Consider the following 14,565-nt stretch of genomic DNA (forward strand, 5'->3'; position numbering starts at 1 on the left):
TCAGCCGCCAGTCTGCCACCGTCTCCGGGCCGCCCCCGGCCGGGCTCACCGCCCGGACGGCGCCCGCCGTCGCCGCGGGCGGGACTCAGACCCGGTCGATGAACACGCTGGTGGACTTCACGCGAGCCGTGGCCCGCGCGCCCACCTCCAGGCCGAGTTCCTCGACCGCCTCCCGCGTCAGCAGCGACACGATGCGGTGGGGACCGGCCTGGATCTCCACCTGCGCGTCGACCGTGCCGAGCTTCACCCCGGTGACGATGCCCGGGAAGGCGTTGCGCGCCGAGGTGTACGCGGCCTCCTCGCCCTCGGCGGCCTCCTGTGCGGCCTCGACGCAGAACGCGGCCAGGTCCGGCCCGTCCACCATCCTTCGCGTGCCCTCGCGGCGGGTGGGGAACCGTTCGGCGTCCGCCCAGCGCCGGGCCGTGTCGACGCTCACGCCGAGCAGCCGGGCCGCCTGGCCGATCGTGTAGGACTCCATGGTCCGCAAGCCTATGCCCATGCCGTCGCCCGGTGATCACTCCGCGGGGCTGCGCAGCGCCGCCGCGGCCGCCGCCGCGACCACGTCCGCCACCGTCGACAGGGCGGGCGAGTCCAGCTTCCACTGCTGCCAGTACAGCGGTACGTCCATCGGCCGCCGGGGAACCAGCAGTACCAGCTCGCCCGTGCGTACGAGCGGGCCCGCCTGCTGCTCCGGCACCAGCCCCCATCCCAGACCGGCGACGACGGCGTCGCGGAAGCCCTCCGACGTCGGCACGTGGTGGCGCACCGGGCCCGCCCCCGCCGACGCGTCCCCGGTCAGCGAGCGGACGAAGGCGTCCTGGAGGTCGTCCTTGCGGTCGAAGACGATCGTCGGCGCCTCCCGCAGGTCCCGCTCCGGCGTGCCCGTCAGGTACCGGGCGGCGAAGGCGGGGCTGGCCGTCGGCAGGTACCGCGCCAGTCCCAGCATCCGTACGCTGCACCCGGCGACCTGGTCCGGGGAGGAGGTCACCGCGGCCATCACCTGTCCCTCGCGGAGCAGGGCCGTGGTGTGCGACTCGTCCTCGCGGTGCAGCTCGACGCAGACCGGCGGATCCTGCGGGAGGCTCGCCAGCACCGGCAGGAACCAGGTCGCGAGGGAGTCCGCGTTGACCGCGATCGGCAGCCGTACCGGGCCCCTGTCGTCGGACATGCCGAGCTCGGCGCGCGCGTCCCGCTCCAGCCGGGCCAGCTGCCGGGCGAAACGGACCACGACCTCCCCGGATGCCGTGGCCCGCACGGGTTTCGTCCGCATCACCAGCACCCGCCCGGTGCGCTGTTCGAGGGCCTTGACCCGCTGGCTGACCGCCGAGGGCGTCACGTGCAGGGCGGCGGCCGCCGCGTCGAAGGTGCCCTCGTCCACCACGGCGAGCAGCGTGCGCACCTGGTCCAGGGGAAGCTCGTCCATCACGAGAGCTAATGGTACGTAAAAACCTTTAGCTGTACTGAAAGCTTCGGGCTGCCTACGGTCGGAGCCATGACACACGGCTTCATCCCCGCGGCCCTGGCGGGCTTCGGCACCGGACTCTCCCTCATCGTCGCCATCGGCGCGCAGAACGCGTTCGTCCTCCGTCAGGGGGTGCGCCGGCAGGCGGTCCTCGCCGTGGTCGCCGTCTGCGCCGTCTCCGACGCGCTGCTCATCGCCCTCGGAGTCGCCGGGGTCGGTGCCTTCGTGACCGCCTGGCCCGCCGCACTGACCGTCGTGGCCCTGGCCGGGGGCGCGTTCCTCGTCTGCTACGGGGTCCTGGCCGCCCGCCGGGTGCTGCGGCCCGGTTCCGGCGCCGCCCTCAGCGCGGAGGGAGCGTCCTCCGGGTCCGCCCGCGGGGCCGTGCTGACCTGCCTGGCCCTGACCTGGCTGAACCCCCACGTCTACCTGGACACGGTGCTGCTCGTCGGCTCCCTCGCCGCCGACCGCGGCGACCTGCGCTGGGCCTTCGGCCTGGGGGCCGGCCTGGCCAGCCTGACCTGGTTCACCACCCTGGGCTACGGGGCCCGGCTGCTGCGCGGACTCCTCGGCCGCCCCTCGGCCTGGCGCGTCATGGACGGCCTCGTCGCGGCGACGATGGTCACGATGGGCGGCCTCCTCGTGGCCCGCGCGTAGCCCCTCCCGGGGGCAGCGGGCGACGAGGCCGCAGGCCGCAGGCCGCAGGCCGGAGCCGCAGGCCGGAGCCGCAGGCCGGGGCCGCAGGGTGTCGGGCCTGGCGGGAGGGGAGGCGCATGTCGGCGGTGGGCACGGCCGGCGGAAGGGGCATAGTGCTTGCCGACGACCCGAGTCCCAGGAGCCCGCCGTGCCCCACCGCCCCTCCCCCGACGCGGCCCGGCCGGCGCCGCTCGTGACCGCCACCGGGGTCGTCCTCGACACCCGCGGGCGGATCCTCGTACGGACCACCGCGGACACCGTGGACCCGGAGCTGCCCGGCAGCACGGTCGAGGAGACCGAGACGCCGGAGCAGGGGCTGGCGCGCGAGCTGCGGGAGGAACTGGCGCTGGGCGTGCCGGTCGGCCGACTGCTCGCGGTGGACTCCCGGCCGCCCGGTCCGCTCGGCCGCTCCCTGATCGTCCACGTCCACCTCGTCGGGCCGCTCTCGCCGCAGGAGGCCGCGGCGGTCACCTCCACCGGCGGCGCGACCGCCGCGGCGCGCTGGCTGGGACCGGAGGAGGCCTGCGCGGTCCTGCCCGCCCGGGTCGCGCCCCGGCTGCGCGCCGCACTGGCCGCGCTGCACACCGGCTCCTTCGCCCACCTGGTCGACGGTGTGCCCCAGCCGGGCTCGCCGGCCGGTCTGGATCCGGCGCGGCGCGCGGCCCTGGAGCACGCGGGCGGACTCGATGCCGCCAGCCACCGGGCCAGCCGCCCGAAGGCCCTGACCGCGGCGAGCGTGCTGTTCACCTCGGCCGACGGCCGGATCCTGCTGGTGCAGCCCGCGTACGGCCGCACCGACCGCTGGAACCTGCCGGGCGGCGGCATCGACAGCGATCTGGGCGAGATCCCGCGCGCCGCCGCCCGGCGGGAGGTCCGTGAGGAGCTCGGCCTCGACCTGGCCCCGGGCCGGCTGCTCGCTGTGAACTGGTCGCACAAGCCGGGCCGTCCGGCCCGGATCCGTTTCCTCTACGACGGTGGCGTCCTCGACGGCCCGGCCCTGGCCCGCATCCGGCTGGACCCGGCCGAGCTGCTGCAGTGGCGGACCGTCCCGCGCGAGGAGCTCCGCACCCTGGTCAAGGGCGCCCTGCGGCGCCAGATCACCGCCTGCCTCGCGGCCCGGGCCCGCGGCACGGGCCCGCTGGAGCTCCACGAGGGCCGCCCCTGACCCGTCCTGCGGAGCCGCGGAGCGCGGGTTACCGTCGGCGGCATGGACGGTGATCGCCGCCGCGGGTGGCGCCAGTGCTTGCTCGCCGGGGCGGTGTTCGCCGTGTGCATGGCCGGCACCACCCTGCCGACCCCGCTCTACCCCCTCTACCAGGAGAAGTTCGGGTTCTCCGAACTCGTGGTGACCGTCGTGTACGCCGTGTACGCCTTCGGGGTCATCGGGGTGCTCCTGCTGGCGGGCAACGCCTCGGACGCCGTCGGCCGGCGGCCGGTGCTGCTGGCGGGCCTGGGCTTCTCCGCGGCCAGCGCCGTCTGCTTCCTGGGAGCCACCGCGCTGGGCTGGCTGTACGCGGGACGGCTGCTGTCGGGGCTGTCCGCCGGGCTGTTCACCGGGGCGGCGACGGTCTACGTCATGGAGCTGGCGCCCGCCGGCGGGGCCTCGCGGGCCACGTTCGTGGCGACGGCCGCCAACATGGGCGGGCTGGGCTGCGGCCCCCTGCTCGCCGGTGTGCTCGCGCAGTACGCCCCCTGGCCGCTGTACCTGCCGTTCGCGGTTCACCTGTTCCTGGTGGTCGTCTCGGCCGCCGTCCTGCTGGGCCTGGACGAGACCGTGCGCGAGCGGCGGCCGCTGAGCACGGTGCGGCCGCAGCGGCCGGGCGTACCCCCGCAGGTGCGGTCGGTGTTCGGGCCGGCGGCGATCGCCGCGTTCGTCGGCTTCGCGCTCTTCGGGGTGTTCACCTCGGTCAGCCCCGCCTTCCTCGCACAGTCCCTCGACGTGCACAACCACGCCGTCAGCGGGCTGGTCGTCGCGCTGGCGTTCTTCGCCTCGACCGCCGGGCAGCTGGCGGTCGGCCGGGTCGGGGTGCGGCGGTCGCTGCCACTGGGCTGCGCGGGGCTGCTCGCCGGGCTGGCGCTGCTCGCGGGCGCCCTGGTGTGGGACCTGCTGGCGCTGGTGGTGGCGAGCGCGCTGGTCGGCGGGGTCGGGCAGGGGCTGGCGTTCCGCGGGGCCTTGTCGGCGGTGGCCGCGGTCTCGCCGCCGGACCGGCGCGCGGCGGTGATCTCGACGCTGTTCGTCGTGGCCTACGCGGGCATCTCCGTACCGGTGATCGGGGTGGGGCTGCTCGTGGAACCGATCGGCCTGGAGGGCGCCGGGCTGGCGTTCATCGCGTGCATGGCTGCCCTGGTCTCGGTCGCCGCCGTGTACCTGCTGCGGCGGCCGGTGCCCGCCGACGCGTGACGGCCGACCCGGCCGACCCGGGCGGGCGGGCGGGCGCGGGCGGGCGCGGGCGGGCGCGGGAACACCGCCGCCCCGCGGCGCGGAGCGGCGGGGCGGCGGCGTCGGCAGGGGTCCGGGCGGGATCAGACCGCCGGGGCCGGGTAGGTCGGGTACTCCACGCCGGAGACGTGCTGGACCACGCGGATGACCTGGCACGAGTAGCCGAACTCGTTGTCGTACCAGAGGTAGAGGATCGCGTTGTCGCCGTCGACCTTGGTGGCGCCGGCGTCGACGATGGACGCGTGGCGCGAGCCGACGAAGTCCATGGAGACGGCGTCGGGCGCGGTGGTGAAGTCGATCTGGCGCTTCAGCGGCGAGTTCAGCGAGACGTCGCGCAGGTGGTCGAGGACCTCCTCGCGGGTGGTCTCGCGGCCCAGGCGCAGGCTGAGGATGGCGATCGAGACGTCCGGGACGGGGACGCGGATCGAGCTGCCGGTGATGGGCGCCTTGAGGTCGGGCAGCGCCTTGGCGACGGCGGAGGCGGCGCCGGTCTCGGTGATGACCATGTTCAGCGGCGCGGAGCGGCCGCGGCGGTCGGCCTTGTGGTAGTTGTCCAGCAGGTTCTGGTCGTTCGTGAACGAGTGGACGGTCTCGACGTGGCCGCGCAGCACACCGTACTCGTCGTCCATGGCCTTCAGCGGCGGGACGATCGCGTTGGTGGTGCAGGACGCGCAGGACAGGATCCGCTCGTCCGGCTTGACGGTGTCGTGGTTGACGCCGTGGACGATGTTCGGGACGTCGCCCTTGCCCGGGGCGGTCAGGACGACCTTGTCGATGCCGGGGCGCAGGTGCTTGGACAGCCCCTCGCGGTCGCGCCACTTGCCCGTGTTGTCGACGAGGATGGCGTCCTTGATGCCGTACGCCGTGTAGTCGACCTCGGAGGGGTCGTTGGCGTAGATCACCTTGATCGCGTTGCCGTTGGCGACGATGGTGCTGTTGGCCTCGTCCACGGTGATCGTGCCCTGGAACTGGCCGTGGATCGAGTCGCGGCGCAGCAGCGAGGCGCGCTTGACGATGTCCTCGGCGGCCCGCTCGCCGCCGCCGCGGACGACGATGGCCCGCAGACGCAGGCCCTTGCCGGAACCGGCCTTCTCGATGAGCAGGCGGGCGACCAGGCGGCCGATGCGGCCGAAGCCGTACAGGACGACGTCGCGGCCCTCGCTGCGCTCCAGCTTGTTCTCGCCCGTGGCACCGGCGACGGCCTGGGCGGTGAACTCCTCCACCGACAGGCCCTGGTCGTCGGCCTTGTAGGTGGCGGCGAGCATGCCGAGGTCGATCTGGGAGGGACCGAGGTCCAGCGCGGTGAGCGCCTGCAGGAACGGCATGGTCTCGGTGACCGACAGCTCCTCGCCGTCGATCTGCCGGGCGAAGCGGTGGGTCTTGAGGATGCTGACCACCGATTTGTTCACCAGGGAGCGGCTGTGGAGCAGGATGTTGACGTCCCGCTCCCGGTGCAGCTTCCCGATGATCGGGATCATCGCCTCCGCGATCTCCTCGCGGTGGTTCCAGTTGGTGAACGAGTCCTCGTTGACAGTCACAGGCTTTATCTTTCGAGCTAGGCGGCGCTCATATGCTAACCCCACTACTCATTGGCCGCTTAAGGGGTCCCGTCACACCGCGCGCCGTCCGGGTTCGCCCCGGTCAGCGCCGGTACGCAGCCCCGTGCAGAACCTCCTGGGCAGCCTCGGCCCCAGCGGGCGGCCGTCCGGATCGACCAGCCCCCAGGCCGCCCGGGGCCCGCGGGGCCCGCGGGTCCGCTCTCCCGTCGAGGACGGAGCAGCCCGGTCCGGAGTCGTCGCCGCGCACCAGGAGCCACCGCACCCGGGTCATCGGGCCGGCCCTCCCGCGTCGTCGAGCCGTTCGACGAGGATCATCGCCACGTCGTCCGCCAGCCGGTCCTCGGTATGGCGGACCAGGGCCTGGCACAGCCGGTCCAGGAACTCCCGGGGCCCGCGGTCCCGCTCCTTCGCCGCCGCTTCCACGGCGTCCCTCGCCTCCGTGGCCTCCATGGCCTCCATGGCCCCGGGCAGGTCGAAGAAGGTGTTGCCGCGGTCGCGGGCCTCGTTGACGCCGTCGGTGTGCAGCAGCAGGCGGTCGCCCGGCAGGAAGGGATAGCGCTCGCGCGTACCGGGCGGGCCCTCGATGAACTCGCCGAGGCCGAGCGGCGGCAGCGGGGAGCCGGGCATCAGGGCCTGGACCTTCCCGTCGCGCAGCAGCAACGGCGGCGGATGGCCGCGGTTGACCACCTCGACCACGTGCGCGTCCGGCACCTGGGCCACCACCGCGGTGACGAAGCCCTCCACGAGCGCCTCCTCGTCGACCGCGCCGGGCACCGCGGCGTCCCGGCGCAGGGCCGCCTCACAGTGCCGGACGACGTCCACCAGGTCCTCCTCGTAGTAGACGGCCTCCCGGAAGGCCCCCAGCACCGCGGCGGCCGTGCGGACGGCGGGCAGTCCCTTGCCGCGGACGTCCCCCACGATCATCCGGATCCCGTACCGGGTCTCCATGGCCTCGTAGAGGTCCCCTCCGATCTGGGCGCCCTTCTCGGCCGCCAGGTACAGGCTGGCCGCGCGGAGCGGGCCCAGCTGTTCGGGAACGGGCCGCAGCAGGACCTTCTGCGCCGCCGAGGCGATCCGGCGGACCTGGTTCAGCTCGCTCGCGCTGCGCGCACGGGCCATGCGGCTGGTCGTCACGCTGGCCACCGACACAAGGAAGAGGGCGAGGAAGTTGCTGTAGACCTGCTGGTTGCCCCACGCCTGGTTGTACGTGGCGGTGGCCACGCTCACCGCGACGGCCAGGCCCGCCGCCGCGATGGTGCCCTTGGGACCCATGGTCACCGCGGCCAGCGCCGGCGTGGCCACCAGGAAGGGCCCGGTGTACAGGACGTGCGCGGGCGTGAACTCGATGGCCAGCACCAGGAGCGCGATCGCGAAGGGCACACACTCCGCGAGGACGAAGAGGACCTGGTGGTGGTGGCCGCTGCCTCCCGGTCGGGAAGAGGGGCGGCTGGGCGCCCGCATGCTTACAGCCTGCGCCGTCAGGGCTGGTCGCCGCCACTCGCCGCCCCCGGGGCGCTCGGGGTGCTCGGGCGCCGCTGCGCGACCGACCGACCGGGCGGCCGGGCGGCCGCACCTCCGTACGGCCGACCTTGCGGCGTTCCCGGCGTAGGGCCGGGGGGCTGCGGGCATGTGCTTGCGTGCGCACACCGGGGCCGTGTCCCGGGCCGGGGAGCGCCGCAGCCGCACGAGCCGTGGAGGAGCGACAGGTGAGCACCGGATGAGCGGCGGCCCCGCGGACGGCGTGGGTGCCGGGCCCGGCACTCCGCCGGAGACGGCCGGGAGCGGGCCCGCGGTGTCGCGTGCCGAGTTCGACTCCCTCTTCGCCTCGGTCAGCACCTGGGGGCGTTGGTCCCCGGCCGACCGCGGCGCCTGGAACCGGGTCACCGCGGACCACGTACGCCGGGCCGCCGCCCTGGTGCGGTCCGGCACGACGGTCCAGCTCGGCCTGCCGTGGAACACCCGTGCGGGCCCGGACAACAGCAGGCCGGCCCTGCACTACATGTCCGACCTCGGTGACGTGGAGGCCCCCGAGCCCGCCACGCACAAGGACTTCATCGCCGCCGACTACCACGGCAAGGCCGTGAGCCACCTCGACGCGCTGTCCCACGTGGCCTACCGCGGCCGGCTCTACGACGGCCGCCCCGCCCGGGAGTCCGTCGACGCCGGGGGCGCCCGCTTCGGTTCGGTGGAGGCCCTCGGCCCCCTGGTCACCAAGGGCGTGCTCCTCGACCTGCCGGCCGTCCTCGGAACCGACTGGCTGGAGCCCGGCCACGCGGTCCGCGCAACGGACGTCGCCGCCGCGGAACGGGCCCTCGGGGTGACGATCGACGAGGGCTGCGCGGTGCTGCTGCGCTCCGGCCGGTTCCGGCGGCGGCGGGAGCTCGGCCCCTGGGACGCCGGCGCGGCCGGGGCGGGCCTCCATGTGGACGCCGTACCGCTGCTCGCCGAGCGCGCGATCGCCCTGCTCGGCGGGGACGGGGACAGCGACGTGCGCCCCTCGCCGGTCGAGGGCGTGCACTCGCCCGTCCACGCGCTGGCCGTCGCCGCGATGGGGGTGCCGCTGCTGGACAACCTGGACCTGGAGGCGCTGTCCGCCGCCTGCGCCGAGGCACGGCGGTACGAGTTCATGGTCGTCGTATCGCCGCTCAGGGTGCCCGGCGGGACGGGCTCGCCGGTCAATCCGGTCGCGGTCCTGTGATGCACGGGCAACACTGCAAGAGCGACTCCTTTCGGTCATATTGATTTAAAAGTGGAGGAATATACTCGGAAGGCGCTCGCAGGCAGCACGGCATGGGGAAGTGGTGCAGATGGGGGTCACGGGAGGCCAGATCAGCCCCGTACGCTCCCGTGAGCGTTTCCTGCTGGGCGAATCGGTCGTGGGCAGCGTCCGCGGATCCATCCTGAACTCGTGGATGCGCAGCAGGATGCTCGGGCTCTCACCGGAGCAGACGGATCTCCCCTACACGGACGACTTCGACGCCGACAGCCGGCTCGTCCGGGCGGCCGCCCCGGTCCTCGACCAGCTCCAGACCCGGTTCTCGGGCAGCGACATGAACATCTCGCTCGCCGACGGGAACGGCACCGTGCTGCAGCGCCGGTTCGGGGAACCCGCCCTGGCCGGCCGGCTGCCGCCCATCCAGAGCGTCCCCGGGTTCGTCTTCGCCGAGCGCTACGCGGGCACGAACGGCATCGGGCTCGCCCTTGCCGAGCGGCGGCTGTGCCAGGTCTACGGCGCCGAGCACTTCGCCGAGCGGTCACAGGGGAACGCCTGCTCCGCGATCCCGATCCGCGACCAGTTCAGCGGCCACATCGTCGGCGTCCTCTGCTTCGGGTATCCGCGCGGCTACGAGAACCCGTCCCTGCCCGTCCTCGTCCGCCGGGCCGCGGAGTCCATCGAGCGGCGGATCATGGAGCAGAGTTCGGCGCGCGAGCGCGCCCTGCTGCGGACGTATCTCGACGCCCGGCTGCGCGCCCGGGGCGGGGAGACCGGCGACGACGGGCAGCTGATCGGACTGGCCGAGCTCACCGACGGCGGGCTGGACCGGCAGGACCAGATGATCCTCAAGGCCAGGGCCACCGAACTCATCTGCTCCCCGCAGCGGGCCGCGGTGGAGGTGTCCCTCTCCCACGGGCGGGGGGTCACCCTCCTGAGCAGCCCGGTCACCAGCCTCTCGGGGGTGGAGGGCGTCGTCGTCGAGGCGGTGCTCACCGGGGAGTCCCCGCCGGCGCACCACCTCGCCGCCTCGAAGCACACCGCCTCCGCCCTCGGCGCGCTGTCGCTCGCCGCGACCGAACACGCCGATTCGCTGCCCTGGCACCTCGCCGACGCCGCCGCGGACCGTGCGGCCGCCGCCCGCTCGGCCGCGTCCGACGCCCCGGGCACCCCGGCCGACGCCCCGTCCGACATCCCCGGCGCGGTCCGGGGCCTGGTGCTGGTCGGCGAGCCCGAGGTGGGCAAGTACGCCGTCGCCGCGCGCCGCCGCCTGGAGCTGCTGGCCGAGGCCAGCACCCGGATCGGCACCACCCTGGACGTCAGCCGCACCGCCCGGGAACTCGCCGAGACGGCCGTGCCGCGCCTGGCCGACTACGTCACGGTCGACCTGCCCGGGGCCGTGCTGCGCGGTGAGGAGTCCGCCGACCCGCAGGCCGACCTGCGTCGCACGGTGGTCCACGGCATCCGCGACGACTGCCCCTTCTACCCGGTCGGCCACCAGGTGCGGCTGGACCCCGGCACCCCGCACATGCGCTGCCTGGAGGGCGAGCCCGCCGTACTGGAGACCAACCTCCAGGCCACCACTCCGGCCTGGATGATCCCGGGTCTCGACCACGCCCGCGGGATCCTGGCGCACGACGTGCACTCCATGATCTGCGTCCCCCTGCTGGCCCGCGGCGTGCTGCTCGGCATCGCCACCTTCTACCGTTCGCAGGAACCCGCCCCCTTCGGGGACGACGACACCCGGCTGGCCCGGGAACTCGCGGCCCGCGCCGCCCTCTGCATCGACAACGCCCGCCGCTACACCCGCGAGCACACCCTCGCCCTGGCCCTGCAGCGCAGCCTGCTGCCGCGCGGTCTGCCCGAGCAGGGCGCCGTGGAGGTCGCCCACCACTACCTGCCCGCGGAGTCCGGGGTGGGCGGCGACTGGTTCGACGTCATCCCCCTCTCCGGCACCCGCGTCGCCCTGCTGGTGGGAGACGTCGTCGGACACGGGCTGCACGCCGCCGCCACGATGGGCCGGCTGCGCATCGCCGCCCGCAACTTCGCCGAGCTGGAGCTGGCCCCGGACGAGCTGCTCACCCACCTCGACAACCTCCTGGTGCGTCTGGACCGGGAGGAGGAGGACGCGAGCGCCACCGGCAGCAACGGCATCGTCGGAGCCACCTGCCTGTACGCCGTCTACGACCCCACGTCGCAGGTGTGCACGATGGCCCGCGCCGGACACCCCCCGCCCGCACTGGTCGACCCCGAAGGCCGGGTGACCTTCCCCGACCTGCCGCCCGGACCGCCCCTGGGCCTGGGCGGCCTGCCCTTCGAGACCGCCGAGATCCGGCTCCCGGAGCACAGCACACTGGTCCTCTACACCGACGGTCTCGTCGACGGCCGCGGCCGCGACATCGACGTGGCGCTCGACCAGCTGCGCGAGGCGCTCGCCCACCCGGGCCGCGGACCGGAGGACACCTGCCGGGCCGTCATCGAGGCCGTGGCGCCCGAACACCCCGGTGACGACATCGCGCTGCTCGTCGCCCGCACCCGTACCGTGCCCCCGGACCGGATCGCCACCTGGGACCTGCCCCCGGACCCGTCCCTCGTCGCCGACATCCGGGGCGCCGCCACCCGCCGGCTCGCCGAGTGGGGACTGGACGAACTCTCCTTCGCCGCCGAGCTGATGCTCAGCGAGCTGGTCACGAACGCGGTCCGCTACGGCAGCGAGCCCATCCAGGTACGTCTGATCCACGACCGGTCCCTGATCTGCGAGGTCTCCGACGGCAGCAGCACCGCTCCGCACCTGCGGCGGGCCGCCACGACGGACGAGGGCGGACGCGGCCTGTTCCTGGTCGCGCAGCTGTCCCAGGCCTGGGGCGCCCGGTACACCCCCCACGGCAAGGTCATCTGGGCCGAGTGCGCCCTGGACGCGGCATGACCGGCAATGTCATACATCTACCGATAACTCCAAGTAGCATCCTGAATGTTCTGCATCGCAGCAAGACCTCCCCCAGGCTGCCCCGGAGAAGTCCGTGCACGACACTCCCGTCACCTCGCTGAGCCCGCCCCCGCCCTCCGGCGGGGAACCCCTCGTCCGGGTACGAGGTCTCGGCAAGCGGTTCGGCGGCACCGTCGCGCTCGACTCGGTCCACCTCGACATCCACGGCGGCAGCGTCCTCGCCCTCCTCGGACCCAACGGGGCCGGCAAGTCCACCCTGATCAAAGTGCTCGCGGGGGTCCACCACCCCGACGCGGGCGAGGTGACGGTGGCCGGGTACCCGGTCCCCTCCGAAGCCGCCTCCCGTCACATGTCCTTCATCCACCAGGACCTCGGTCTCGTCGAGTGGATGACGGTGGCCGAGAACATCGCCCTGGGCACCGGCTATCCCCTGCGCCGCGGCCTGATCTCGTGGCGGCGGACCCGGGAGCGGTGCGACGAGGCCCTGCGGACCGTCGCCGGGCACCTGGACGCCGACGCCCGGATCGCCGACCTCGCCCCCGCCGAACGGTCCCTCGTCGCCATCGCCCGCGCCCTGGCGAAACAGGCCCGGCTGTTCGTCCTCGACGAGCCGACCGCCACCCTCCCCGCCGCCGACTGCGCCCGGCTCTTCGACGTGCTGCACGCCCTGCGCGACCGCGGGCACGGCATCCTCTACGTCAGCCACCGGCTCGACGAGGTCTACGAGGTCGCCGACACCTTCGCCGTCCTGCGCGACGGCCGCCTCGTCAGCCACGGGCCGCTGGCCTCGTACTCCCCCGCCCGCCTGGTGCGCGACATCGTGGGGCACGAACCGGCCCGCCGCCCGCCCCTGCCCGCGGAGGGTTCCACGGCCACGGCCGCGACGGCGTCCGGGTCCCCCACCGCGACCCGGTCCGGGGAAGGCCGCCCGGCCGTCCTGCGCCTCGACGGCGTGTCGACCGCCCGCACCGGGCCCGTCGCCCTCGACCTGCGCGCGGGCGAGATCCTCGGCATGGTGGGACTGACCGGCGCCGGCCACACGCACCTGGGCCGGGCCCTCGCCGGCGCGCTGCCGCTCCTCGGCGGCCGGGCACTGCTCGACGGCCGCCCGTACCGGCCGCACACGGTCGCCGAGGCCCTCCGCTCCGGCGTCGGCTTCGTGGCCGGAAACCGCCAGGAGGAGGGCTGCGCCGCCGATCTGACCGTCCGGGAGAACTTCCTGGCCAACCCGCGCGCGGCCGGCGTGCCCTGGTGGCACTGGACCGGTCCGCGGCGCGAACGCGCCGAGGCCCGCGCCCTGATCGAGCGGTTCTCCGTCCGCCCCCGCGACAGCGAGCTGCCCATCGCCACCCTGTCCGGCGGCAACCAGCAGAAGGTCGTCGTCGGCCGGTGGCTGCGGGGGAACCTGCGCCTGCTGATCCTGGAGGAACCGACCGCCAGCGTGGACGTAGGGGCCAAGGCGGCGATCCACCGCATCCTCGACGAAGCGGCCGGGGCGGGCCTCGCGGTCCTCCTGATCTCCACCGACTTCGAGGAGGTCGCCGACCTCTGCCACCGAGCGCTGGTCTTCGGCCGCGGGACCGTGACGGCCGAGCTGGCGGGCGCGACGCTGAACGTCACCGAGCTCACGCGCACCGCCTCGGCCCTCCCCGCGATCACCGGAAACGGTACGGGTCGGTGATCCGCCGACGCGCCCACTTCGTCGGCACCTACGGTCTGCTGACCCTGACCGTCCTGCTCTTCCTGACCTTCTCCCTCGTCCTGCCGGACACCTTCCCGACGAGGGACAACGTCTCCTCGATCCTGTCCAACCAGTCGATCCCCGCCCTCCTCGCCCTCGGCGTGACGGTCCCCGTCGCGGCCGGCCGGTTCGACCTGTCCATCGGCTACGGCCTGGGGCTGGCCCACGTCATGGTGCTGCACCTGATCGTCGACGAGCACTGGCCCTGGCAGCTCGCCTGCCTCACGGTCGTCGTCGGAGGGGGGCTGGCCGGCGTCGCGAACGGAATCGTCGTCGAGTTCGCGCGGATCGACTCCCTCATCGCCACGCTCGGCACCGGCAGCATGATGTACGCCGCCACCGGCTGGATCACCGACGGGGCGCGGATCGTGCCGGGCCCCGAGGGCCTGCCGGCCGCTTTCACCGGCCTGTACGACTCCACGCTGTTCGGGCTGCCGCTCCCCGCCTACTACGTACTGGCCCTCGTCGCCGCCCTGTGGGTGCTGCTGGAACGGCTGCCGCTCGGCCGGTACCTGTACGTCATCGGCTCCAACCCGCGGGCCGCCTCGATCCTCGGTATCCCCACACACCGCTGCTCCGTCCTCGCCTTCGCCGCATCGGGCCTGATCGTCGGTTGCGCCGGGGTCCTCCTCGCGGCGCAGCAGCAGATCGGCAACCCGAGCGTCGGCCTGGGGTACCTGCTGCCCGCCTTCGTCGGCGCGCTGCTCGGTTCCACCGCGATCAAGCCGGGCCGCGCCAACGCCCTGGGCACGCTCGTCGCCGTGGCCGTCCTCGCCGTGGGGCTCGCCGGGATCGGCCAGCTCGGCGCGCAGTTCTGGGCGACCCCGCTGTTCAACGGGGCCACCCTGCTCATCGCGGTCGGCCTGGCCGGCTACTCCGCACGCCGCCGGCTGCGCACCGGCGCCCTGGCGACCGCAGGGGCCGAGCGGGCCCGGCACGGTCGGCAGGACGCCCCGTGAGACCACCTCGCAGCACACAGACCGTCAGGAGCGCCGTGTACCCCCACCGCA

Annotated in this window: 11 protein-coding genes; 7 read left to right on the top strand and 4 right to left on the bottom strand. The window is 74.2% G+C overall.

What is annotated here, in order from left to right; translation table 11 throughout:
• Positions 1 to 85: 85 nt before the first annotated feature.
• Together ACIPXC_RS25970 and ACIPXC_RS25975 are read right to left on the bottom strand one after the other, a co-directional pair.
• Positions 86 to 478: a molybdopterin-binding protein gene (locus ACIPXC_RS25970; RefSeq protein ID WP_401622795.1), complete on the bottom strand. Its 393-nt coding sequence runs from the start codon at positions 476 to 478 to the stop codon at positions 86 to 88.
• Positions 479 to 514: 36 nt separating this feature from the next.
• Positions 515 to 1,423: a LysR family transcriptional regulator ArgP gene (locus ACIPXC_RS25975; protein ID WP_401622798.1), complete on the bottom strand. Its 909-nt coding sequence runs from the start codon at positions 1,421 to 1,423 to the stop codon at positions 515 to 517.
• A gap of 69 nt (positions 1,424 to 1,492) precedes the next feature.
• Here ACIPXC_RS25975 and ACIPXC_RS25980 point away from each other — a divergent pair, with 69 nt between their 5' ends.
• From ACIPXC_RS25980 to ACIPXC_RS25990, 3 genes are all read left to right on the top strand, one after another.
• Positions 1,493 to 2,116, top strand: a complete 624-nt coding sequence (locus tag ACIPXC_RS25980; protein WP_401622801.1) for a LysE/ArgO family amino acid transporter — start codon at positions 1,493 to 1,495, stop codon at positions 2,114 to 2,116.
• A gap of 187 nt (positions 2,117 to 2,303) precedes the next feature.
• On the top strand, positions 2,304 to 3,320 hold the full coding sequence (locus tag ACIPXC_RS25985; RefSeq protein ID WP_401622804.1) for an NUDIX hydrolase: 1,017 nt from the start codon (positions 2,304 to 2,306) through the stop codon (positions 3,318 to 3,320).
• A 42-nt stretch (positions 3,321 to 3,362) separates the two neighbouring features.
• The gene (locus tag ACIPXC_RS25990) at positions 3,363 to 4,556 is read left to right on the top strand and encodes an MFS transporter (protein ID WP_401622807.1); all 1,194 of its coding nucleotides are present in this window, start codon (positions 3,363 to 3,365) and stop codon (positions 4,554 to 4,556) included.
• A 122-nt stretch (positions 4,557 to 4,678) separates the two neighbouring features.
• On the opposite strand, the gene ACIPXC_RS25995 is transcribed toward ACIPXC_RS25990, so the two are convergent.
• A complete protein-coding gene (locus tag ACIPXC_RS25995; RefSeq protein ID WP_401622809.1) occupies positions 4,679 to 6,133 on the bottom strand; it encodes a glyceraldehyde-3-phosphate dehydrogenase in 1,455 nt (484 codons plus the stop codon).
• 288 nt (positions 6,134 to 6,421) lie between these two features.
• Positions 6,422 to 7,615 (bottom strand): PP2C family protein-serine/threonine phosphatase, encoded by a 1,194-nt coding sequence (locus tag ACIPXC_RS26000; RefSeq protein WP_401622812.1) that lies wholly within the window; start codon positions 7,613 to 7,615, stop codon positions 6,422 to 6,424.
• 256 nt (positions 7,616 to 7,871) lie between these two features.
• Between ACIPXC_RS26000 and ACIPXC_RS26005 the strand changes: the two genes are divergently transcribed.
• The 4 genes from ACIPXC_RS26005 to ACIPXC_RS26020 all read left to right on the top strand — a co-directional run bounded on the left by ACIPXC_RS26005 (position 7,872) and on the right by ACIPXC_RS26020 (position 14,514).
• Positions 7,872 to 8,852 carry a cyclase family protein gene (locus tag ACIPXC_RS26005; RefSeq protein WP_401622815.1) on the top strand — a complete coding sequence of 327 codons (981 nt, stop codon included), beginning with the start codon at positions 7,872 to 7,874 and terminating at the stop codon, positions 8,850 to 8,852.
• A 109-nt stretch (positions 8,853 to 8,961) separates the two neighbouring features.
• A complete protein-coding gene (locus ACIPXC_RS26010; RefSeq protein WP_401622818.1) occupies positions 8,962 to 11,793 on the top strand; it encodes a SpoIIE family protein phosphatase in 2,832 nt (943 codons plus the stop codon).
• Between the two features lie 94 nt (positions 11,794 to 11,887).
• A complete protein-coding gene (locus ACIPXC_RS26015) occupies positions 11,888 to 13,495 on the top strand; it encodes a sugar ABC transporter ATP-binding protein (protein ID WP_401622820.1) in 1,608 nt (535 codons plus the stop codon).
• Positions 13,492 to 14,514, top strand: coding sequence for an ABC transporter permease (locus ACIPXC_RS26020; protein WP_401622823.1), 1,023 nt, complete (start codon positions 13,492 to 13,494; stop codon positions 14,512 to 14,514). The genes ACIPXC_RS26015 and ACIPXC_RS26020 overlap by 4 nt, the downstream gene beginning before the upstream one ends.
• Positions 14,515 to 14,565: the final 51 nt, after the last annotated feature.

Source organism: Streptomyces sp. NPDC090021 (genome assembly GCF_044748225.1).
Taxonomy (GTDB): Bacteria; Actinomycetota; Actinomycetes; order Streptomycetales; family Streptomycetaceae; genus Streptomyces.